The 24413-nt window shown below is 35.9% G+C and carries 13 protein-coding genes; 5 read left to right on the forward strand and 8 right to left on the reverse strand.

Translation table 11 applies throughout. From position 1 onward, the window contains the following. Positions 1-6 precede the first annotated feature (6 nt). The 3 genes from LNP22_RS13195 (at position 7) to LNP22_RS13205 (ending at position 10963) form a co-directional block, all read left to right on the forward strand. Positions 7-8169 (forward strand): Tc toxin subunit A-related protein, encoded by an 8163-nt coding sequence (locus LNP22_RS13195; RefSeq protein ID WP_229973866.1) that lies wholly within the window; start codon positions 7-9, stop codon positions 8167-8169. Positions 8170-8211: 42 nt separating this feature from the next. Further along, positions 8212-10365 carry a Hint domain-containing protein gene (locus tag LNP22_RS13200; protein ID WP_229973867.1) on the forward strand — a complete coding sequence of 718 codons (2154 nt, stop codon included), beginning with the start codon at positions 8212-8214 and terminating at the stop codon, positions 10363-10365. A 64-nt stretch (positions 10366-10429) separates the two neighbouring features. Continuing rightward, the gene (locus LNP22_RS13205) at positions 10430-10963 is read left to right on the forward strand and encodes a hypothetical protein (RefSeq protein ID WP_229973868.1); all 534 of its coding nucleotides are present in this window, start codon (positions 10430-10432) and stop codon (positions 10961-10963) included. Positions 10964-11552: 589 nt separating this feature from the next. Here the strand turns inward: LNP22_RS13205 and LNP22_RS13210 are convergent. From LNP22_RS13210 to LNP22_RS13245, 8 genes are all read right to left on the reverse strand, one after another. Next, complete coding sequence (locus LNP22_RS13210; RefSeq protein ID WP_229973869.1) at positions 11553-11942, reverse strand: hypothetical protein; 390 nt, start codon at positions 11940-11942, stop codon at positions 11553-11555. A gap of 379 nt (positions 11943-12321) precedes the next feature. Further along, a complete protein-coding gene (locus LNP22_RS13215) occupies positions 12322-12678 on the reverse strand; it encodes a hypothetical protein (protein WP_229973870.1) in 357 nt (118 codons plus the stop codon). A gap of 388 nt (positions 12679-13066) precedes the next feature. After that, positions 13067-13552 (reverse strand): hypothetical protein, encoded by a 486-nt coding sequence (locus tag LNP22_RS13220; RefSeq protein WP_229973871.1) that lies wholly within the window; start codon positions 13550-13552, stop codon positions 13067-13069. Between the two features lie 156 nt (positions 13553-13708). Next, complete coding sequence (locus LNP22_RS13225; protein WP_229973872.1) at positions 13709-17473, reverse strand: DUF4132 domain-containing protein; 3765 nt, start codon at positions 17471-17473, stop codon at positions 13709-13711. Further along, entirely contained in the window at positions 17470-17907 is a 438-nt protein-coding gene (locus LNP22_RS13230; protein ID WP_229973873.1) for a hypothetical protein, read from the reverse strand. The genes LNP22_RS13225 and LNP22_RS13230 overlap by 4 nt, the downstream gene beginning before the upstream one ends. A 418-nt stretch (positions 17908-18325) precedes the next feature. After that, positions 18326-19144 carry a hypothetical protein gene (locus tag LNP22_RS13235; RefSeq protein WP_229973874.1) on the reverse strand — a complete coding sequence of 273 codons (819 nt, stop codon included), beginning with the start codon at positions 19142-19144 and terminating at the stop codon, positions 18326-18328. Positions 19145-19192: 48 nt separating this feature from the next. Further along, positions 19193-19747: a DUF3592 domain-containing protein gene (locus tag LNP22_RS13240; protein WP_229973875.1), complete on the reverse strand. Its 555-nt coding sequence runs from the start codon at positions 19745-19747 to the stop codon at positions 19193-19195. A gap of 199 nt (positions 19748-19946) precedes the next feature. After that, positions 19947-20432: a hypothetical protein gene (locus tag LNP22_RS13245; protein ID WP_229973876.1), complete on the reverse strand. Its 486-nt coding sequence runs from the start codon at positions 20430-20432 to the stop codon at positions 19947-19949. Positions 20433-21397: 965 nt separating this feature from the next. Here LNP22_RS13245 and LNP22_RS13255 point away from each other — a divergent pair. Continuing rightward, positions 21398-22930: a sulfatase family protein gene (locus LNP22_RS13255; RefSeq protein ID WP_229973877.1), complete on the forward strand. Its 1533-nt coding sequence runs from the start codon at positions 21398-21400 to the stop codon at positions 22928-22930. A 58-nt stretch (positions 22931-22988) separates the two neighbouring features. Beyond that, positions 22989-24023, forward strand: coding sequence for a hypothetical protein (locus tag LNP22_RS13260; RefSeq protein ID WP_229973878.1), 1035 nt, complete (start codon positions 22989-22991; stop codon positions 24021-24023). The last annotated feature ends 390 nt before the right edge of the window (positions 24024-24413 follow it).

Consider the following 24413-nt stretch of genomic DNA (forward strand, 5'->3'; position numbering starts at 1 on the left):
CAAGTCATGGAAATAGAACAATTGATTCATACATTTTATGAGGCAAATCCTGGAGTTGATTTGCTGGCCACAAATCTTCATCTGGAAGATACGCTAGCAACATTGAACCTATCGAAGAAAAGAGGAATTTCTACAGCGGATACGATTGAACAGCTTAAGCAGGTAGCCAGGGTTGTACGGTTACACCCCGAAGCGCAAACCGGCAAAAAATTAACGGCCGATGCTATAGGTACGCTCTATAGAAAATTTAATGGCTTGCATTCGGCACATGATATTGCAAGACAAAGTGGTGATGTTTTTGTCCAACAATATACCTATGCATTTGGTTGTCCTGTGGTTGCCGCCGATGTGTATAAAAAAGCAACAGAAGTAACGAACAATGTATCCAACCTTACTCAGGCCATTCTTAATATGTCATCACCGCTTTCCAAAGCGATGGAAACATCTTCCGTGAGTGGAGATATTACGGACTACTTTAACGGATTGGTGGGCTATCAGGAGTTATTTGGGAATTTGAATTACTGCGACTGTCCGGAATGTAAATCAGTATTGGGACCGGCAGCTTACTTTGTTGATTTGATGCGTATTGTACTAAAGTATATTACGGAACCCAATACTTCCACTATTCCCGATGCCAGTACATTAGTTGTAAGGCGCCCCGATCTGGGAGAAATACCGCTTACCTGCGAAAAAACCAATACCATTGTACCGTACCTACAGATCATTATTGAACGTTTGGAACAAAGTCTTTCCAACAGTTGGAAAATTGCAACCAATACCGATTTATACAAACAGCTTGCGGTGACGTACTATCCGTTTAATTTGCCTTTTTTACAACCGTTAAGTTCCATAAGGATCTATCTGGAAGAGCTTAAAACATCACTCGCAGAGGTATTTGCCGATCAGCAGTTAACCGGACCGGCATTGGCTGCCGAACAGTTGCAGACTACGCTTGAAGGATGGAATCTGCTCAAAACAGCTACCGTGGATACGACAAAATTGCAAATCTATTTTGGGGTCAAAAAACTGGAGGATCTAAAAAGTTTTGAAATTTTTTCCAAACAAACCGATCTCCTGGTTACACAAGTACAGGATTTACTATATCAAAACCTGTCGGCTGTTGAAATTAAAGCCGGATTAAATGGACAATTCTATATTAATCAAGGCTTAACCAAACCTGTCGTCGTAGGAAATACTGATTCGGTGAATACCATTGACAATCTTACGCCAACTGCTTTGGATCAGATCAATCGATATTTACGCCTTGTGATCCTGAGTGCCTGGTCGTTTGACGATCTGGATTGGGCATTACATGTACTTAACAACGGAAAACCGGAGATCAACGAAAGCATCTTACAGCTTGTTCCCAAATTGCAACAGTTGGTTACCCGGATGAATAGTGATGTGGCAACAGTCAGTATGTATTTATTTGATCTGAAAACATATGGGATGGGGAATGAACCGGGACAATCGACTACTCCGTTTGATATTGTTTTTAATACCGGACAAAAAATCCTCTATCATCCAAAAAATAGCGATACAGTGGCTTATCCGCTTAACAAAACCTATCTGAACAACCCTTGGAGTTGGGAATATGATTCGCAAAAAGGAGACAATCCTACTTATGCCGTTCGGGTAGCTTCTGCACTCGGAGTTTCGCAAAACGATTTGCAAATATTGGTTACTGCTTTATACGGTACTACAAAAACAATTGTGCTTAATGTACCGACCATTTCTGCTTTAGTGCGACATGTACGTCTGGCCGCTTATTTCAAACTTAGCATTGCGGATTATTTTAGTTTCCTGAGTTTATCCGGAAAAGTAAAACTGGTTTTTACCATCGAAGATTTGATGACATTGACCGACAATACGCTACTATTGGCTACAGTACCTCAATTGACTCTATCGGATATGCAGTATACGGTAAACGATATCGCGGGACCAACGGTAGACCTATTGTATCATACCGATAAAAGTGAACAATGGCTTAAAACATTACCGATATTAATTCCAGCATCCGAATCGGATGAAGTCCAAATGACCAAACTGTATGAGCAGGTGGCGTCCTTTTTCGGAATTCCGCAGGCATTGGCCCAATCGGTGCTGACCCTTACGGTTACCAATCCTCTTACAGTATTTCTGAATGCTAATACTGCCGATGCGCTAAAAACGTTGCGTTTGATTTCACGCTGGCTAGTGTTTATTCAAAAAGCGAGAATTACTCCTGATTTACTTAACAATATTGCTACCGATAAGGTTGCCTATGGTATTACAAATAGTGCGGCGCTATCGTTCGACAATAGTTTGGTGTTATTGCAGTTTCAATTTTTTACGGGAATTTTTGGTGATGCCAACAATCGTTTTTCCGCCTATATGACGGCAATCGTCAACGGTAAGAATGACGATGCGGCAATCATACTGTCCGAAGCTACAGGATGGGACAAGTCTGTTATCAGTGCTTTATTTGCGTTACAATATACCAACCAGGTAGATCGTCTTTACAGTATGCAGGTCGTAATTAACCTGATCAATAAAACAGGATTAAATTTCAATGCTTTACAGGAACTACTTGGTCTGGCCGGTAAAGGAGCAACCGATTGGGATTTGTTTACGGTTCAGGAGAACAGATTGCTAATAGCCATTCAGGCAAGATATAACGTAGGTAGTGAGTGGGATCAGTTGGCGGTGCAAATTGGCGGTAAAACGGCTTCAGCAAAAAGAAACGCACTTATCGGAGCTACTATTTTTGCATTGCGATCGGCAGATGCAACGGCTTATATTCAGAATACACGTGATCTACATGACTATCTGCTTATTGATGTCGATATGTCGGATGTAGCGCAAATTTCGTACATCAAAGAAGCGCTCAATGCGGTTCAGTTATATATGAACCGTTGCCGTTCCAAATTGGAAATGGGAGTAGAGCGTTTACCCATACCAGAAGTGTGGTGGGAATGGATGATGAATTATCGGGTGTGGGAAGCCAACCGGGAAATATTCCTGTATCCTGAAAATTATTTGGATCCGGCGTTTCGTAGTACAAAAACGGATCTTTTTAAACAACTTGAAAACGATCTGAAACAAAATGATATTACGGAAGGTAACGTGACCTCCGCCTACATGAAATACCTGGAAGGATTTGCCGAACTGGCCAAATTGGTGTATGTCGATGCTTACTATTGTAAAGTTTCAGATGATACCCGCAATGATCAGCCTACGCTTTTCTTGTTTGCACGAACTGCAACCGATCCGTATACGTATTACTATATCACGCGTGAAAGTGAAGGCACTTGGTCGCAATGGACGAAAATTGACCTTGCGATTAATGCGGTACAAGTCACACCGGTGTATGCCTTTAACAAGTTGTTCCTCTTTTGGGTGGAACAAAGTGTTACGGTCGATAAAACTCCAAATACGACAACCGAAACCATCGTCAGAGCCTCTATTAATTATACGTTCTATAATTTCCAGAACCAATGGGTACCGGCACAATCGTTGGTAAAAGATTATATCGTTGATGTCAGTCCGAGTGCTTACAGAGATAGCAATAAAAAACTTTTTCCGGACGATTTCTTTAATGCCAACAGTCTTTGGTGGAATAAAGTATATCCACTAAAAATAGAACAGGATACTTTCTGGGAGGTGACCAACGGAGGCAACCGCTTTGAACAACTTGTAATTGCTTTTGGGCCCATGATCGATACTACGGTTGAGTATCCACAACCGGGTACTACGCCACCGGCTGCTGCCAATAAAGCGCTTCAGCAATTTGAAAATCAGCTTTTTGAAACGGGACAAAATTACAATTATGTGTATAAGCTGGGCTATAAAGGGCAATTGCCAATATGCAAGCCGATCGTTTTAAACGACAGTCTTAATGTGAGTTTTCTGGTCAATCCGGATGAGATCCTGTTTTTCGAAAAAGATAGCGATAAGTGTAATGATATGTTTACACCGCAGATCGATGCTACATCGGGGCAAATGGATCTGATTAGTACTTCCCATACTATTTATGACAATGATATTGCGGGGCAAATTATCACTCCTGCGATTCCGAGACCACAAACAAAACTGACCGTGGGTTCTTTTATTTCGACCGATGCTGGTATTACTGCAACCGGTTCCAAAACGATCTATGATTCACTTGTCGACTATGGTTATATCGATAATAAAGGGTATTTGGGACGGTCTGATTTTTCGGCGATGCGTACCGATGTAAAAAGTATTTTAAAAGGCGATCCGGATCCGGACAAAAAGACACAGTTTGTAATGGGAGTCGTAAACAATGCCAGCGGGTCTCGCTGGTTATCCCAAAATGTACGCAATAAAAATTACGGATTGTTTACGATTAAAAATGCGGTTGGAACCTTTGTTTTTTATGGGGATAAAGAGGCTTTTCTGATGGAAGATCCTGATAAGAGTCCCGTATTTGTTTCCGATCTGTTGTTTAATGCAGATACCATGTTTCAGGAACTATCTTTTGTTTCTTCAGGCGCCGGTATTGAAGCACAAGGATCAATTCAGGTTTATAAAAGTCTGATTGATTACGGCTATTTTACGGATGATGGACAATTGGAACGCGTCACCACAATTGACGATTTAACCAAAGCGCTTAACGATATATTTGAGGGTCAGCCCGATAAAAGTGATAAGGTGGCGGTCGTATTGGATGTTTTGACGAATCAACCGCTGTTTTACGCTACCGATTTTATCTCGACGAGTGTGGGCATTACAGCCGACGGTTCTAAAAATATCTATAATCAGCTAATGTTGGCGGGGTATCTCGATCAAAACGGTCGCTTGATGACGGATATTGATTTTAATGAGTTAACGAAAGAACTCTATACAATTCTGGGAGTACAACCGGATATCGATAAAAAAATACGCTTTATAGTTCAGGTGTTGTATCAGGCGGAATATCCTTCATCGCTTGGTTTTTTCCGCAGTTTAAAAACAACACCTTATGAATGTGAATATAACTTTAAGGCGATTCGTCTTACTACGGGAGCCATTCACAATCTTAGCGCCCGTATATTTTCAGGAGGGGTCGACAAGCTTTTGGCTTTCGAAAGTCAGTTGATTCCTGTTGATCCGGAATTGCCATTTAGCCGATTTGGTTTTGAAGAACCGTATGTCATTGCTCCCGAAGCACCCGATGGCGGTCAGGTTGATTTTAACGGTGCGTATGAACTCTACTATTGGGAATTGTTTTTTCACGCGCCAATGTATATTGCCGGTTTATTAAAAATAAATCAGGTATTTGATCAGGCCGAAAAATGGTACAAATACATCTACGATCCAACGGCACCTCCTTATCTGGTAGGAGAAGATGCTTTTGTATGTGCTACGATAGGTGTTACGGATTCCAAAAGGATTTACAAGGTTTTACTGGACAACAAATGGATTGATAACGAAGGGTATGTGAGTAGTAAATTTACAGCCAAAACGAATCTTAACTCGATTTTGTCCTTTTTGAAGCCGGTACAGATCCAATCGGTAAAAAATGTATTGCTCAACCATCAGGTTGCCCGACATATTTGTAGGGTGTGGCAGTTTAATCCTTTCCGGAATCATACAGTTGCTTCGTTGCTCGATAATATTACCAACGAAAAGCAAATTGCAGCTTATAATCAATATCCGTTTGATCCGCATGCAATTGCCCGTTTGCGTATTGGTGCTTATGAAAAAGCAGTTGTAATGCAATATATTGATAACCTGATCAAATGGGGCGACTGGTATTTTACGCAATATACCTGGGAAACTAATACCATGGCCAACATGTTGTATATCTATGCCTACAATTTGCTGGGGCCAAAACCGGAAGATCTGGGGCCTTGTCAAAGTGAAGATCCGGCTAATTTTAACGAGATTGTGGCACAATATGGCGATAATATCCCGCAGTTTAAGATCACCTTGGAAGATCATGTCGGAACGGCTTCCAGTGGGTTGAATTTCCAACCGTATAACGATATTGACGCGTACTTCTGTGTTCCCGAAAACGACCGACTGGAGCAATATTGGGATACGGTTATCGATCGTCTGTATAAAATTAACAACAGTTTAAATATCAATGGGGTACAACAGGCGTTGCAGTTGTTTGAACCGCCAATTGATCCGGCATTGCTGGCACGCGTTGCTGCTACCGGAGGAAATCCGCTGAGTATTATGACGCAAAACGCAGCGATTCCCGCCTACCGTTTTGAATATCTTATCGATCGTGTAAAAAATATGGCGGCATCCCTAAGTCAGTTGGGTTCCGGTTTGCTCAGCGCAATGGAACGTAAAGACGAATCGGCTCTGGCCCGATTACAGGCTACGCAACAAAATGTGCTGCTCAATCTTAATACCATGATCAAGGAGCAGGAAATTGAACAGGCGAAACAAGGTATTGCCGGTTTACAACAAAACTTGCTTAGTGCACAAAATCGGGAACAATTTTATCAAAAACAGTACGATGAGAATTTAAACGCCCTAGAAATTGCCAGTCTTGCGTTACAGGGAGCTGCAATTTACCCGGAATATGTTTCGATTGGTATCAATGGAATTTCCGTGGCGGGTTACCTGGCTCCAAATATATTTGGTTTTGCTGATGGAGGTATGAAGTTTGGAGATGCGATCAATGCAGGGGCTCAGATTGCACAAACCTCTTCATCAATTCTCAATCAGAGTGCGGGAATTATAGCCACCACAGCACAATATGGTAGACGTCGTGACGACTGGAAATTGCAAGAGCAAACTGCAGCTTATGATATAGCAGAGATCCAGGATCAGATCAATTCGGCCAATGCACAACTACTCATTAGTCAGCAGAATCTGTTGATCCATAATAAAACCATCGATCAGGAAAATGCCTATGAACAATTTCTGACAACCCGTTTTACCAATGTGGATTTGTATACATGGATGATTAGCAGACTTTCGACGATTTATTTCCAATCGTACCAGCTTACGCTCGGAATGGCCCTGGCAGCGCAGGCTGCCTATCAGAATGAAATGAACAGTACCACTCAGTTTATTCAGTTTGATTATTGGGATAACCTTCACAAAGGACTACTTTCCGGGGAAGCGTTGACGTTGTCGCTCAAACAAATGGAACAAAGCTATACGCTAAAAAACACGCGTACTTTCGAAATAGAAAAAACAATTTCGCTATTACAATTGGATCCGTTACAATTTGTTGTATTTAAAACAGGCCTGCATTCCGGTGAAAGAGGAACACTGCGTTTTAAACTTTCCGAGCAGTTGTTTGATTTTGATTTCCCCGGACAATACCTGCGTAAAATCAAAACGATTTCGATATCCATTCCGGCTGTTGTAGGTCCTTATCAAAATATCAATGCGGTATTGCGACAAACGAAAAATTATACGGTTATGGAACCAAAAATCAATGCCGTGAAATATGTAATGGACCCTGTTACGAATCCGAATCCGGGTAATGTTCGCGTAGATTGGATTCCTAACCAGAAAATTGCTCTTTCAAGAGGTGTGGACGATAACGGTTTGTTTGTACTTAATTTTAACGACAATATGTACCTGCCATTTGAAGGAACGGGAGCGGTTTCGGATTGGGAACTCAGCCTTCCGCCGGAAACAAATCATTTTGATTTCAATTCGATATCCGACATTATTGTGAAGATCAGTTATACGGCTTATGAAGATCAGGGACAATTTGCCAAAGATGTGAAAAAACAGCTGCAATCCCAAAATCCGCCTTATCCGTATCAGGTATCCAAACAAATCGTATTACAACAGGCTTTTAGTGCCAACTGGTATCAGTTTATGCATCCTCAGGTCGATCCGGTTACCCAAACCATGGCGTTTACTCTTACCGATGCCATAGTGCTACCGAATCTTAAGCAAGTGGAGTTAAAATCGGTGAATGTAGTGGTGCAGACTAAAAACAATAGTGCTGTTTCTGATAAACCATCAGGAAGTTTTCTAACCTTAAAACAAACGGACAAAGCAGATCTGTCCATTCCGGTTGGCAACAATGTCGGAACGGTGAGTCTTAGCGGGTCCTTCCAGGCCGAAAAAGCCGAGTTGGTATTCCATATTGCGGCCACGCCGGATGAATTACTTACCGCTGACAAAAAGCAACTGAATCCGGAAAAATTAACCGGACTGCTCTTTATCATCAATTATACCTCTAACGTATTTGCAATACAATAGAGTCTATCGTTAACTTAATAATAACCATTAAACTTTAAAATTATGGCATGGGAAGAATGCGTAACATCCATTAGGGCTAACCTTGACCCTAACGCAAAAGAAGTAAATCAGGTAACCTGGACAGGGCCAAAAGCGCAGGTTACTCAGGAGAATCTTGATACCGACAGTTTTTCACAGAGTAAACCGTTTGCGTTGATTTGTCCGGATCGACACTGTCAGGATTATGGAGATTTTTCACCTCAGGCACACAGCTTATGTAACTGTAAAGACGTAAATGGGAATCCGATTAAAGATTGTGTTCCTAAAAATGTGTTGTATCCGTATGCAAGCGGTGTTTGTCTGAATATTAATAATCCATCCGATTATAGTACCAAACGTGGACGTGCCTGTACCAATCAAGGCGGCAGCTATTACCCATTAACGTGTTTTTGCTGTTGTTCCTGTTATGCAAACGGTACGAAGATTGCCGTTCCGAGGGGATTTAAAGCAATTGAATATTTCCAGAGTGGAGATGAAGTACTTACGGCATCGATGGAAGTTGGCAAACCGAAATGGAATACCGGAAAAGTATCCTACAGTATGGGTACCGGACCGGATGGACATCAATCGGCTATGGTTTACATTCATTTTGGAAATGACGATCGTCAGATTATTGTAACACCGGATCAGTTATTCCTGATGAGTACCGGTAAACTAAAACGCAGTGACCGATTGGTTCCGGGTGTGGATCAGTTGGTAAACGAATGGGGAGAGGCCGTGCCCATCCATGAGATCAGTATCGGGGAATATATCGGTGGTGTACACCATATTTCAACATTAGCGGTTTTTGATGGTGCTATCGACGGACACTTGTTATTGTCGGAAGGAGTTATTTCGGGAGATTTTACCTTACAGGCCAATTCGGGTCAGCTGATTGATATGGGGCTTATGGAAGATCATAAACAACTACCTAAAATCGGATCGAAGGAATATGAAAAACGCTATACGCAACTATCGAATGAATTCTTTGGCGTGATGCACATAACGGCTTTAAGCGATGGAAGAAAAGAAAAAGTACAACGTCCACAAAAATTTTACCTTCATGGCGAACGTGCGATCAGTATTCCGAATACCGCTGCGGCTTACCTGGACGATGCTCAGGCGGAAGATGTTTACAACAATGCACCACGCTGGGATTTTGAAGATATCGGAATGAACAGCGCGCTAATAAAATATATATTGCGTTTATTCAAAGGGTTTTTCCCTGAAATCAATTTCTATTATGATCAGTCGAACGTGACGCCTAATGCCTATGCCTTTAATCAGATGGACGTACAAAATATTGTACTAACTGGTGGTTTAACACGTCTGAAAGGAATGGAACAGGAAGGAATATCGTTTGTATTGGCACATATGATTTCGGCGCTTCAAAAATCCAGTCCGGTTGGTGCCAATGGTTGGACTTCTGTGGCTATGGCCGATTATTACAGTATTAGCTTTTTGATGGATGTTTACTTCGGAAAAAATTTCGGAGCGATGTACAATCCTGGAATCAAACAATTAGACAATTCCTTGTTTAAATTTATTTCTCCTGAAAATCAACGTTATATGAATGATCCGTATCAGCCAACGGTAGATACTCGTTTTGATGCTATCGATGCCGGTAAGGCAATGGACTTCCCGCCAGATGGTATCGGAGGCCCTACAGCCGGTGGCTTACAAGTGGTGGGCGTAAAGGCATTCCCGCCAATGGTTGGCGCATTTAGCTTTGTAAACCAAGATATTGATCAGAATGCATCACAAGAAGCATTCCAGGAATTGGTAGTGCATAAAGTGGTTGACGTTAACGGCGAAGTTTCTCCTAAATTTACGGTTAATACCGACTTAAACTTCCTTTTTCCGGGAGTTTCGGATAATAATCAACGAGACATGATGATCGGGCAGGTACGTAGTGATCTGATCCATGCAATGGGACTTATCGAATTGGAATTTAATACCATCGTAAACCCGGCATCGGCTTCAAGTTACCACGATTTTACACTCAATCCGCATTCGAGCATTGGTGCTGTTCAGGCCAAAACCAATATTCCTGTAGTAGAAATCGCTGCCGAAATCAAACGAGGTGTAGAATATACGTTGACTGCGTCGACCAATGTACGTTCGTATAACGGATCAACGATTGATTTACAGCAACGCTCTATTTCTTTTAAAATTTAAAAGTAACATTACTATCGCTGTTGGAAAGTATTTCCGACAGCGATTTTGACTAAAACAATAAGGTATGGAACTAAATGAACTAAAAGAATTAACCGATATCAATGAAGCATGTATTCGCTTTGGTGAAATCCTGGGTTTATCAAAACCGGTACCCGATAGTGTGTTGTATGCCGCCTTGGACGATGATGATTATGCCCGAAACTTATTATTGTCGCGGAGAAGTTCGGAATTGATGAATATGCTCATGGCACAACAGGCAAATTATATTCCTAAAGCCCAACAAAAAGCAAAGCAAAGCGGATATTCAAACCTGGAGCTAATCGAAAAACTTGGTAAATCCATGTGGAAGTGGGGCTTGGTTGGGTTTTCTACAGTAACAGAAGATATCTATGATAAAAGACTTGCCGCTTGCAGATCATGTGATCAATTGGAAGAAGCACCCGATCAGCTGGTGTATAATTTCAGCTTAAAAAAGAATGAAGATAAGCGAACCTGTAAATCCTGTGGATGTGTCGTAGCACGAAAGGCAAGGTTAACTACAGATACCTGTCCGCTGGAAGATACTGGAAACCCAGGATTTAATCGTTGGGGTGAGTAACTAACCTCCCTGCAAAGATTCTTTGCAGGGAGGTTGGTTTACATTCATTATTATGTTTTTATAGTGTCGTAAATTTACAAAAACTTTAAAGGCGCATGCTTTTATTGAAGTTCTGTTTAAAGTAATTTTTCAATATTTGTAAGAGGCTGTCCGAAAAGTAAGGACAGCCTCTTTTTTTTGCTGTTTTTAATCTAAAATAGTATCTTAGAGGGCAATGGTATCAGATGTGTTGGTGATTAATTATTACATAAAACAGTTACAGATTATCAATGATTTATATTAATATCGCATAAAAATTAAAACAGCCTTCGGGCTGTTTTTTATTTTATAGTTCCTTAAATCGAAAAAAATGAGATCAAACCAGACTAGGTGTTACAGATGTGTTGATGACATTCGAAGTAACATTTTCATCACCTAAGTAGCAGTTGTGATATAAAGTTTAACTACTTGGTCAATTCAAAATACTATCTGTTTAATAAGAGTCCTACTCAGCAGGTTCTAAAAGTTTCGAACCTAAACTCGCCAGACCTCAGTTTTGCTGGATTTCTAGTTTGCAAGATAACCATGTGCCACGATTCTGCCACAAAACTTAGAATGGTGACATATCTTTAAAAACTGCCTTATCTTTTTGTGGCAAAAAAGGTATCCACTCCAAATTTTCTTTTAACCAAAAAGGCAATTCTTCAACACTTTTGTTCCAATTTTCGATAGTATCTTTTAAAATGAGTATTAAATCAATTTGAGTTTTAGGTTTAATTTTGTTCAATATTTTTCCTGCGTATTTTTGGTCAACATATTCCGTATTCGGTCTTTTTGTGTTTTTGAATATTTTAATTATTCCGCTTATGATAATTTCGTCATTAACTTTATCTAATATATTAACAAGTTGTCGGATTCTTAAATCTCCAATTTTATCCATTAAGTCTATAGACGAATAAAATTCATTTTGAAAATCATCTGGTGCTATTGGAATTTTCATAGGTTTAAAGCTTGCAGGTAACGTCAGTCTGTGAAAAAACCTCAGTTTGTATTACCTCAAATATAACAAAAAAATTATGTTAAAATAGGAAATTTTGACCAGCGTGATCCACCAGCTTGGTATCTTGGCGGTAGCCAAAATACCAATCCCTGCAAGAGTTAATTTTACGGGTAAGGTTAGATGCCTAAAAGTGAAGGAAAACACGAGAAAACCAAGCAGAAACTACTTCCAAAAAAAAAGAGGCGCAATAGCTTCTCGAAATTCTTATAACTGATTTATCGAAAAACCTATAGTTGCGGAATCTCAGCGGTTCCGTTCAACATGGGCTGCATTGTTCGTTCTACGCACGCAACGAATCCCTTAGTTGTTGTGCGATGGCTCATTTTTCTTCATATTCACAAATAATTCTTATGTGTTTGCCCATATTTTTAACTATACATTCATTCAAGTTTTCTATTTTGATGATTGTATCACTAATTTTAGCAATATCTGCTAAAGTATCAGAAGGATTTAATTCTGTTTCAATACCAGTTTCTATGTTTTTATAAAATAGTATAGTTCCACCTTTTTGTCGATAATTTTTGGTGATTATTCCAATAAATTTCGATTCCTTAAATTCTTTTCGATATTTTTCCTTCTTTAAGTTGACATAATGATTAAAGATTATGCAAAATGTTACAAAAGCTAAAATTAATAGAATTCCAATATTTTTATATCTGATTTTTCTAAGAGTCATTATTGTTTTTTTAAATTTCGCACAACGTCAGTCTGTGAAAAAACCTCCATTTGTATTACCTCAAATATAACAAAAAAGGTGTGCTAAAACAGCAGTTTTTGATCAACGTGTTCCACCAGCTTGGTATCTTGACGATAGCCAAAACTCCAATCCTTGTAAAATCTAACTTTATGGATAAGGGAACTTATGCTCAAAAGTAATGGAAAACACTATACAACCAAGCAGAAACTACTTCCACAAAAAAAGAGGCGCGATAGCCTCTTGAAATTCTTATAACTCATTTATCGAAAAACCTATAGTTGCGGAATCTCAGCGGTTCCGTTCAATACGAGTTTCATTGTTCGTGCTACACACGCAACGAGACCCTTAGCTGTTGGCAGTAGCTTTTTTATATAAAGTCTGTGTCTGATAAAATTTTCCATTCTTCACCAGCTCCAAAAACGTCTATGTGATTTCCATCAAAACTGTGAAATCCTTCTTTTGTTTCACTGTCACACGGGGAAAATATTATTTCTATATAATTTAAGTTGTCTAAATTCCAACCTTTACAAACTTTAAAGTAAAATCTATATTTTTTATTACAGTTATTAATTATTTCAAACCTAAAACTGCTAAAACCTAGTTCTTCCATTTTTTCTCGCAATGGTTCAGACATATCGTCCAAATCCATTGACTTATTTGGTATATTTTGCCTTGAGATTTCTAATGTAGCGGTTTCCACAATTTTATTTAATTCTGTTCTTTTGTCTTGTAATTCACTTATGTTTTGTCTAAAATTTTTTTGATAATTTGGGTTATAATAATTATAGACTTTCCAAATTATTAATAGAATAATAATTATAAAAAAGATATTCGTTATTTTTTCTATTTTCATATTTTTATTGATTCTGCGCTAAAGTTACTGCCAACGTTTCGCCTACACGATGCACAAGGATTCGGAAACCCGAGTATTTTCCGCTAAACGAAAACGTCTTGCGAAACGATAATTCCACAAAGCCTTGTCTATTGTGTAACTGCTGTTGGGTGAAGTTTACATTGTTTGCAAGTGCATTATTTTTGCCAAGATAATGTACAATGTTTCATCATCCTCAATCGGTAGTTTTGTTTTTTTATCAGATTTTAATTTACTTGTATTCGGAATTAGATTAATGTGTTTTTGAGTTTCATTAGATTGTGCAAATCCACTACTTAAGTTAATTTTATAAGTGTCATTCTTTCCATTGATTATAACGAAATTACCTTCAAATTTTTCTATGTTGAGTTTTAAAATAGGTGCGACTTTCTCAATAATTTGTTTTCTGATTTTTACGTTTGCATTGTCTGAAAACAGTCCTTTTTGATATTCGGCTGTATAAGTTTCAAACTCTTGCCTATTTTCTGATAATTCAACATTATTAGCGATACTCGTAGTTGCAATAAAAAGATCAATATCTCTACAGATTTCAGATAGGGTATTTATGGGAATTTCAGATAGTTTTATTTTTTCAGAAGGCTGAGTTCGTTTATAATCAGTAATTTTGGTTGAATTGTCTTTGGTAAAATAAATTTGCTTTGTAGGAATGGCAAAACTATATCTGTCATAATCGCATATTATGTGAGCTGTAATATTCAATGGCTTCAAATAAACACGTGGCCAGTTTACACCTTCGTGAACATAAGTAAAAATCCAGCCTGCATTATTAGCAATGGCCATTAGTTTTTGAACTTCTAAAAAATGATGGGCAAAACGTGGTGTTTCTAACAAATCTAATTCTGTTTTTGAGAAAGGATAATTTTCTCTAAATGCCTGCCTTTGGGTTTGAACAATTTTATTTATCCATAAGTAATTTTGCCACTGACTTATATTTTCTTCACTATTTGAGACAGGGTGCCATAAGCATATTTCATCTTCTGAGTTCGAAGTAACTTCTTTATTGTCGATATCTAATAACTGATTGTCTAAAACAATAAAGTCTTTATTTAGGGTTTTATTTGTCCAAATCAAGTTTTCAATATGTGGATATAGTAAATCATGGCTTTTAATATATTTATTCCAATCTGAAAAAAACCATACCCTATCATAAAGCCAATACGTTTTGATGCGTTTACTTAAATCATTAAAAATTGAATTGATTTGTTTGATTTCTGCATTGATTTCCTTTACTGTTTTGGCATGGTCATCTGATATTTGGGTTGGAAGTTTCTTTAAGCTATTCCCATCTTTATCCTCATAGTTTTTTGATAGTTTTTTCTTTGGATAGCTTATAATTATCTTACAATCTCCTATTTCAAATATTTTTTTGCCATCTTTAAAACCAAAAGAAGGAATTGACATATCTGCTAATAGTTGTTCTGGTATTGGTGAATTTTCCTTAAACTTATCTATACTTTTTTCTAAGGCAACTACAAATTTATTATATTTTGTTTTGTTCCTCATGATGTTAATCATACCAAAGGCTTCTTCTTTTTCAGTAGCAACCAAAGCTTCTAATGCTAAATTTCCAGTAATGGTAGATTTTGCGCCAACTCCATGAATTTTAGAATAAGAATACTCTGTGATCTTTTTTAGAATACTCAAAGACAAATCATTTGGTTCAATATAAGCACATGACCAAATTAAACCTTTTAAGGCATTCGCATAAACATCAAAAAACCACGACTCTTCTTTTAATGATAAATCAAATAATACTTGTAATTCTTTAAAGTATTTTTCGACGCCTAATTTTTCTATTACTTTTCGCAAACTAGATATCCATGCAGCAGTAGGTTTTTTTCCTTTGGGACTTCGGCAAATAACATTCATTATTTCATACCATTGTTCTTTTGAACTCAATTCATCAATGTACTTAACTTTAAACCACTCCCAATTAATATCTGAAAGAAATAAATTATCATGTTCTTCACTCTTTAGTTTATTGATCTGAAAATTTTTTAATTCAGAAAAAGGAATAGTAGTTTCTGAGTAAAATGTTGGGTGTAAATTTTTAGATTTTTTAATACTTGATTCGAACTTTTGATAAGTGGTGTACTCATTATCAGTAAACCAATCATGTATATTAACATCATTTAAATATGTTTTCACGAAATTTTCATGTTCATATTTATTCATGAAGGCTAGAGAAAGTAAAACATAAGGAACGGTATCCGAATGATAAGTGGTTGCAGATAAAGGAATAGAAACTAATCTGTAAGGACTATTTGCTTCTGAAAGCAGATTATTACAATCTTCTACAAAAAATGAACTTCTAAAGATTATATCTTTACCTTTATAGTTGATGGTGAATATTTTATCATTATCATCAGCATATAACATTTCTTTATGTACTTTTTTTAAAGCAACAGGTACCAAAACATTCAAATCATCAATAAATTTCTTTATTAAATCCAATGATTTTGATTTTTCTTGATCAGTCAAGTTACTGTATGATTCAATATGAAATATTTTAGTTTTATAATAAAAACCGCTATATTTTAATAAGGTAAGTGCTTTATTGAAATCTCGTATTTGAAAACTAGAAGGCTTTTTTACGCTGAATAATTTTGTTATAAAACTTTCTGACGCTGCATTATCACTTGATTTTTCGTCTGTTTTAGAAGCTATTTCTTTTAAAAGAACTACTCCATCTAAATAGGGTTCAGTTTTTGTTCTTTGTAATAAAAGCATTTCATACTTCTGAACAAGTAAATTGTAATAATCTAATTGAGATGATAAATTTTGTATCAACGGTGTAATTATATAGCAAAAAATAAGATGAGAGTTTCTAATCTCGTTCTTTAATAGAGAAGTACGGTCTCCACTTTTTGACAACAAAAAGTCTATTTTTTCCTCTAACCATTCGGTTGTACAAACAAGATTATTGGTTAGTGAAAGTAGTAAAACTTTCCAGTATCTATCTTGTTCATATAAGTATTCGTTTTTTATAAAATATATAATATGTTCTAAGATTACTATTTCAATTCCTTTTGATTGATTTATTAACTCCTTAGCTTCTTCAAAATTATCTATGTTTAGCTTGGCTCTTTTATCTATTAATTTAAAAGCAAGAAAGTTTTTTAAAATTAAAAACATTTCCTTGTTCAAATTCGTTTTGTATGAATGATTATGCTCTTTGATGGCCTTTTCAAAGGCTATTTCAATACCTTCATCATATGGGCTAATACTAATTGTTTTGGGACCATTGTTAATACGTTTACCGTTTTCGTCAATTAAATAATCATGGTTTAAAGTAGTAGATTTTAGTAATAAAAATAATAAATATGGTTTCTCTTTAAATGTTTGTGCATTTACGTATTCGAAAACAGCATTGAAATATATTGCATCGTTATCAAATTTTAATTGAGCGAAATTGCAAGGTAAATAACTAATATTGTGGTCTATTCGCGCATGAATTGCATGATAATAATTTGCAATTTGAGAACCTATATTTAATGGTCTGAATAAGTCTGGGTTTTGATGAGCTAAAGTTGCGTGGCTATGCCATAAGGTAATATTACGATGAAAGTCATAAGGCGTATCTTTTAATTCAAAAAACCTTTTTAGTAATATGTTATTTGGATAATGATTAATTACATACATGAAAGCAAACTTTAAATAATACCCTTTTCGTACCTCTTCAAAGTTATCTTCAAAATACTTGTTTTCATGCTCTAATGTTCTGTAAACTTTAATTAATGGTTCAAAAAAGGTTGCTTCAAAAGTTGTGACGTTAATTTTACTTTCATTAAACCAATCAAAAAGTAAGTCATAAATGTCCTCTGAAATTTTATACTCTAATTTTGGATTTTCTAATTTAAAAATTTGTTCTAAAATGTTCATAATGTTGTAAAGGTTATGCTATCCAGTTTGGAATTATCAATAAAGGATATGACAGAATTAGGGTTAATTATAATAGGATTTTCAATGTGCTCAATAACTTTATTGTCTAAAATAACGATTATATTTTTAGATTGAATTTGACTCATTAATTTATAACTAAGATTTTCAAAATCAGATTTTTGGTCCCATTCTTGTAACTTTGAACGTATAAGTTTTTTTATTTCTTCAGTTTCATTTTTTGGTATTTCGTTCAAATTACCGTATCCGATTTCGGCTAATAATGCTTCTATTTCAAAGATTTCTTTATGTCCATGTTTGTGACTGTCAAATAATTCAAATAAAAGTTGAAATAAGGATTCAAACTTATAGTTAAATAAATTTTTAAGATAATTCTTTTGGGTTCGACTAAGTTTTTGTATCTCTATTGATGCCATGTTCTATTTGTGTCTTAAATTTTACCCAACTTATTTATATAGGTTACAAAGTAGCGCCAATCTTCCCAAAATTGGGTGTATATACGAATGTTTGTTTCGTTTTATATATTTTCAAAAATAACCAAAAAAGATTATAAATGATAAAGCAGGCTATTTAAATGATTATCCTTTTAACTTTAGAAAAAATTATTGATTTTGATTGTGTTTACGAGTGTGACACTCGCTATATAATAAGAAAAAAAACTACAAAAATAATCGAAAACTACTCCAAAAGAAAGATTCGCGATAGCCTCTTGAAATTCTTATAACTCATTTATCGAAAAACCCATAGTTGCGGAATCTCAGCGGTTCCGTTCAACACGGGTTTCCTTGTTAGTGCTTCGCACGCAACGAAACTTCTGCTGTTAGCCGTCCGGTTTTATTCTGTTAAAAAAGTATAGCCTTGATCTTGTCTATAATTTTTCACATCATAACTTTTGGTTTTTTCGTTATAATTTAACTGATAAATTCTCCCCTTCCTTCCGTCTAGATAGCAATTATAATTAGTTATGAATTTTTTTGGATGCCATTCTTTTTTCATCTTTTCATAATTTTTTCGAAGTCTTACAAATACAGAATCAGAAATTTCATTTGGCAAATTTGAATTTAGATTTCTGTTTTTATAAATAAGTAAACTATCTTTTTCTTCTAATTTTTTTGTAATCAACAACGATTTTAAAATTTCATTTACTACTTCATACTTTACGTTTTTATCTTTCAAAGGATTTTTTGGATTAGGAAATATGTTCAAAGCATTATTTAATTCAACTCTAAAAGTTGATTTTATTCTATCAATGTTTTTTATTGCTTTGTCGAATGGAAATTCCCAATAATCTTTGTATTTGTTACTAAAGAATGGGATTACTGAACACTCTTTTTTTGAGTTAATCAAAACTTCTTCCCATAATCCATACTTCACCATATTGCCTTGAAATTTTTCCAATTCTTTTTCCTTAACTGACCTTTCCCATTCTTCATCATTCACTTCTTTTTTATTATATGAAGGTAATTTTTCTGATTCAGGATATTTTTTACTTTCAATTTTTTTATTGATTCTTACTTTTTGTTCAGAAGTTAGTTTAACGGCAATTTGTTTCCACAAATCTGATATTGGATTTTTGATAACCTGCTCAGATAATAGTTCAATTTCCTGGTCATTTAAATTTCTGGGAAATTCATCAGCATTAAAGTCTTTCATAAATAATTATTTCGTTTTTCAACTTTTAGTTCCAGTTATATGATTTTTTCATGCCGTTAAATTACCGATTAGTTTCAAAGCAAAAATCGTCAGTACCAGTCCAAAAAAAAATCCCATACATATTGGCAAGTAAATCTGACTGTTGATTTTATTTATCAGGCAGGATCTTTTTGGATTGTTTTTATCGTAATAGACCGTTACTTTTGTTCCTGTTTGGATTTCTTTTTCTTTTTCAGTCTGAATGAATTGATTGCTTTTTAAAAAGATTTCATCGATTATTGGAAATTGATCCAGACTTTTATACTCTTTTTCAAACAGATAATCACTGGCGTAGGTTTGATTTGATTCATATTCCACGTCGTCTACAACATAGTTATATGTCTTTTTTAACCTAAAGCGGTAATCCTCAGAAAATGACATGTATTTTATTTCAGCGTTTTTAACCTCTCCAATACAATATTTCCATCTTGTACTTTCTTCCATTCTATGCAGCCCGATAATTCCTGAAATAAACAGCCAGTATGAATAATAAAGAAATAGGGGTAATAAAACACATATAAAAACAGTTGGAATCACGCCATATTCCCAATTTTCAAAATTCATCTTTTCATTTCTTTTTCGTTATCAATGCTGCCGGCTAGTTTATACCAGTCTTACAATGGCACCAGTAGGACTTTTATTTACTTTGCTTTGTGCGGTTGGCAAGTTTTTTTAAGCGAATATAATAATATTCTACTAAATCTTTTAATTGTGCGGCAATAGCTATGCATCAGTTATTTTACATGTATCAAACCTGAATGCATTAAAATTTTCGCTGGGAAGGTTTAATATTGCCCGTTGCACCCTGACTGGGCTCATCCCTGGTGCTTTCATCTTCCTGAAGTTCCTCACTTCCAGGCTGCCCAATTTCGAATTCCTTCCTTACCGGATTATCCTTTTGGGGCGCTATGGTTTCAAAAGTTTCACTTTCATCCTCATCGCTCTTTTGGGTATTCCTATCCATTTGTGACCCCTTTAAAGGGTTATTCTCTATAAGGTCCTTTTCTATGTCCTTCCCTCTTATGTCTTTGGGGCCGCTTTGGGGTTCCTTATAAGGGTGCTGCGGGTCATAGGGACTGGGTGTTTTTGGCTGCGTGTTTTGGGGCTTTGATTTGGTTTTGGGAATTACGGTGGTCCTTGTGGCAATTATTGGTTGTATCTTTTTGGGTTTGATGTTATTTTTTAGGAGCTTTTTCCCGCTATTCGTTGCAATCTTTTGTGCCGAACCCCGGCACAAAAGGATTTTCACTGCTATCGGGGCTAGGGGTACTGAGGAGCCCGATTTTTTAGACTAATAAAAATAAGTAAGGTTATAAAAAAATGGCGCCAATTGTCTTTAATTGGCACCATTTGGCTTGTTTATGGCTTGAAAAGGATAAATTTCTATAAATTTTATAGATGATTTGAAGAGATTGGCTTACTACTGGTAACGCATGTGTTTGTATGGCTTAAAGGATTTGGTTTGGATGTCCTCTTTGGGATTGAAGCAAAAATGGTTTAATTTTATATATGATTTTACCATAAATGTAATCTTATAATTTTACTTAAAGTAGAAAGAGACAGCCTTAACTTTTTGTGGCAAAAAAGGTATCCACTTCATTCTCAAAGATTAAAATCCGACAATGTAAATATGGGACCAATATTGTAGAACAGGATCATCGATTTATAAAATGGAGGATACAAAATTGAGGATACAAAATTGAGGATACAAAATGGGTTAGCACTTACCCCAATAAAATTAAGCTTTAAATATAGTCCTTAAATTTTTTATAGTAATTTGTAAAACAGGTATTTATACTTAGTACAAACTTATTTTATTATTGCAACTTTAATCTTATTAATTCAAAACAGTTACAACAGTATACAGTGGTCTTTTTTTTAGCATTCTGAGTGGTTTACGCTTTTGTATTGAAGCGCATCAAGTAATAGTATTTGGCACAAAACCATAAATGAATATGTCGTGGAGTTTTATTTTTTTGCTTTAAAAAAAGCTATTGCAAAACAAGCACTATTCATTAAGCAATAAAACTATGGGTTGGCGTTTTTTGACCTGATACGAATGAGACGAGACTATTGCTTTTCAACGGAATTTTAAAAAAGCTTTCAAGAGTAACTTTTTTAGATTCTACAAATTGATAGATAGTTAGGCGGTGCATATTTGTTGCCATATAATTACATCCTTTTATTAATAATTTAACACTAAACAAATACACAATGGACTTTAAAAAAAAACTGAATAAGATTGGACAAAAGCCTGACATGATTCTTATTATTACGGATGAGCAACGCGCCACACAACATTTTCCGTTGGGATGGGAAGAGAAAAATCTCCCAACTCTCACGTTTCTAAAACAGAATGGATTTAGTTTTGATAGAGCTTTTTGCAATACCTGTATGTGCTCTCCAAGCCGGGCAACCTTGTTTACAGGAACATATCCGGCCAAGCATGGAGTAAGCCAAACGCTAACCGAAGGAGGTCTTTTGTCTCCGCAAGAACCAACACTAAGTAATGCTTTACCTAATATAATGAATGTACTTTGGGCAGATGGATACGATGTGCAATACAGAGGTAAATGGCACATGAGTAAAGGAGTAGCGCCTAATGGAACAAAAACAAATTACGAAGATTTAACCGCTGCAGATATCTCATTATACGGCGCCATGGGCTGGGTTGCTCCAGATGCTGGCGAAGATGTAAATCCACTTAATTTTGGTGGTGGATATGCCAATCACGATGCGAAATATACAGCCGAAGCCATACAATATCTTAAGGAAGTAAAAGCTCAAAGAGCCGCTGGAAATCATAAACCGTATTGTCTGATTCTTTCACTGGTTAATCCGCATGATGTATTGGCGTATCCAAAATCGGCAGGAACTTCGGGATATCATTCCACAACCTGGTCAGGAAGAGAAATTGGACTTCCGGCTACCGTAAATGAAAATTTGCTTGAAAATAAAAAACCAATGGCGCAGGAACAAATTTTACTCAATATGGCATTAAGTCTGGGCGAAATAGCTAGTACAGAGGATAAACTAAACTATATTAATTTTTACGGTTATTTATTAAGTCATGTTGATAAGGAAATCGGATATCTGATTGAAGAATTATACAAAGAAGATGCGCATGGAAATAAATTAGCAGATGCTGCAATTGTTACTTTAACATCTGATCACGGAGAAATGGGCTTGGCTCATGGTGGTTTGCGTCAGAAAACTTTTGTGGCTTATGAAGAAGCATTAAGAGTACCACTTGTTATTTCAAATCCAATACTATTTAAAGATCACAAAATAAAGCAATCAATGGCATTGGCAACATTGGTAGATATTATGCCCACTTTTATAGACATAGCAAATGTATCAAATCCGCCTACTGGTTTGGCAGGTACAAGTTTGCTTCCTATAATGGAGAATAATACGCCTGTTCAAGATAGTATCTTATTTACTTATGACGACATTAAGGCAGGTTCTAACAGTAGTTGGACAATTGTAAAGGCTGCTAATCGTATTCGTTGTATTAGAACAGAAAAGTGGAAATTCGATTATTATTTTGATGCCTCGACAGCTTATTTCAAACAATATGAATTGTATGATTTGATTAATGATCCTTTAGAAATTACCAATCTTGCTTATGATCCCGCTTATAGCGAAATCAGAAAGGATTTAGAAGCGCAATTGCACCAACTTGAGATAGAAAAACTCTGGGTCAATATGCCAAAAGATGTTTATGGTACTACAACACTCGACTAAAAACGTATTCAAAAATCTAAAATACACCCATTCAAATAGTAATAAAAAAACAAAAATTATGTCACAAAATATAACACCAGAGGTAAATACAGTAAGTTATGCAGATTTTAATAATCCTGCGGGACAAACCACCATACAAGGAATCAGAGGCGTTTCGGAGTCTGAAAATGTATATATCGCAGGCAGTTTAGTAGGTCAGAACAATCTTGTTCAGGGATTAATTTATGAGGGACCACTTAAAGGAAGCGGTAACGCAGGAAAGTGGTACAATGTTAATTTTCCGAGTACACCAGAAGCTACCGTTATCAATACTTCTTGCTACGGACCCAACAACGGGCCTCATGGCACGATACAGTTAGTTGGATCTTATAAAATATCAGCCTCTACGGGCAAAGCACCAAGTGGAAATCTCGGATTCTTTTATGAAGGCCCTGTTGATGGCTCAGGAACGTGGGTTCAGGTGTCACCGAATGGCGGGAATACCAATAATGTATTTGTTCATAGTATTATGGGCGGTCTTGCTGTGGGAAATTATGACGTTGATAATGATAAAAACGGATACGCATTTCTCTATGATATAGTCAATAAAAAATGCACAGACTTTAAAGTACCCGATTCATTAACCACTACTTTGTATGGTATTTGGCATAATGGCGGAGATAGTTATACCATGGCAGGAGGATATACAAGCCCAAAAATCGGCAAAATAAGCCAAGCCTTTTTGGTTGATTATAATTCTAAAACGAAACAAACTAGTAATTTGAAATCATTTAATTACAAAAACGAAACAGTTTTGTCTGTAATAACTCATTTTGAAGGCATTACTATTTCTAAAAAGGGTGGTTATAATATGCCATCGGATTGGCTTACGGTAAATGGAGAAAAAAATGGAGCATCATTTGTTGCTGTTAGTAGAAATTCTGACGGATCATTTGGAGAAGCAAATTGGGTAGATATTGATTTTCCAAACTCAAGCGTTACAAGTGCTAATACAGTATATCGAAATAATATTTTAGGTATTTACGCAGTCGTAGATAGTACTGATACAAAAACAGTATCTTCTTTTGTTGCAAAAGTAAATATCGAACAATAGATGGGATTTGCATTTTTTTAAAATAAAAGATCTTGTGTTTTTGTATCCATTTTTAAGCATTAACTCCACAACGTTTTTTTTTACTAATTTATGATCAATATTTTTCCCTAAAGTAAAGTCTCAATATTATCATAATAAGTTAACTTTTTTCTTCATTTTACGTTTAAATAGCAACTAGTTTTAAAACCATTCGTCGATATTTTTTATTCATTCGTCGAAGATTTTAAACAGTTTAACGAAATTAGTTATGGTCTGAAAAAAATTAGGATAATTTTATTTTAACATGTAATGTTTTTTAATCACATTTCTTTAGAGATCTTTCACTAAGGTTTTTATTAAAGGGTATGTAATAACAACACAATTGTGAAACTTTTTTTATATTATAAAATC

Origin of the sequence: Flavobacterium flavipigmentatum (genome assembly GCF_020911905.1) — a bacterium.
Classification (GTDB): Bacteria; Bacteroidota; Bacteroidia; order Flavobacteriales; family Flavobacteriaceae; genus Flavobacterium; species Flavobacterium flavipigmentatum.

Coding starts and splice junctions, on each gene's coding strand:
- LNP22_RS13210 (WP_229973869.1), bottom strand. CDS start 11,942: ATGAAAATTCCAATAGCACCAGATGATTTTCAAAATGAATTTTATTCG.
- LNP22_RS13230 (WP_229973873.1), bottom strand. CDS start 17,907: ATGGCATCAATAGAGATACAAAAACTTAGTCGAACCCAAAAGAATTAT.
- LNP22_RS13225 (WP_229973872.1), bottom strand. CDS start 17,473: ATGAACATTTTAGAACAAATTTTTAAATTAGAAAATCCAAAATTAGAG.
- LNP22_RS13215 (WP_229973870.1), bottom strand. CDS start 12,678: ATGACTCTTAGAAAAATCAGATATAAAAATATTGGAATTCTATTAATT.
- LNP22_RS13235 (WP_229973874.1), bottom strand. CDS start 19,144: ATGAAAGACTTTAATGCTGATGAATTTCCCAGAAATTTAAATGACCAG.
- LNP22_RS13260 (WP_229973878.1), top strand. CDS start 22,989: ATGTCACAAAATATAACACCAGAGGTAAATACAGTAAGTTATGCAGAT.
- LNP22_RS13240 (WP_229973875.1), bottom strand. CDS start 19,747: ATGAATTTTGAAAATTGGGAATATGGCGTGATTCCAACTGTTTTTATA.
- LNP22_RS13205 (WP_229973868.1), top strand. CDS start 10,430: ATGGAACTAAATGAACTAAAAGAATTAACCGATATCAATGAAGCATGT.
- LNP22_RS13200 (WP_229973867.1), top strand. CDS start 8,212: ATGGCATGGGAAGAATGCGTAACATCCATTAGGGCTAACCTTGACCCT.
- LNP22_RS13220 (WP_229973871.1), bottom strand. CDS start 13,552: ATGAAAATAGAAAAAATAACGAATATCTTTTTTATAATTATTATTCTA.
- LNP22_RS13255 (WP_229973877.1), top strand. CDS start 21,398: ATGGACTTTAAAAAAAAACTGAATAAGATTGGACAAAAGCCTGACATG.
- LNP22_RS13195 (WP_229973866.1), top strand. CDS start 7: ATGGAAATAGAACAATTGATTCATACATTTTATGAGGCAAATCCTGGA.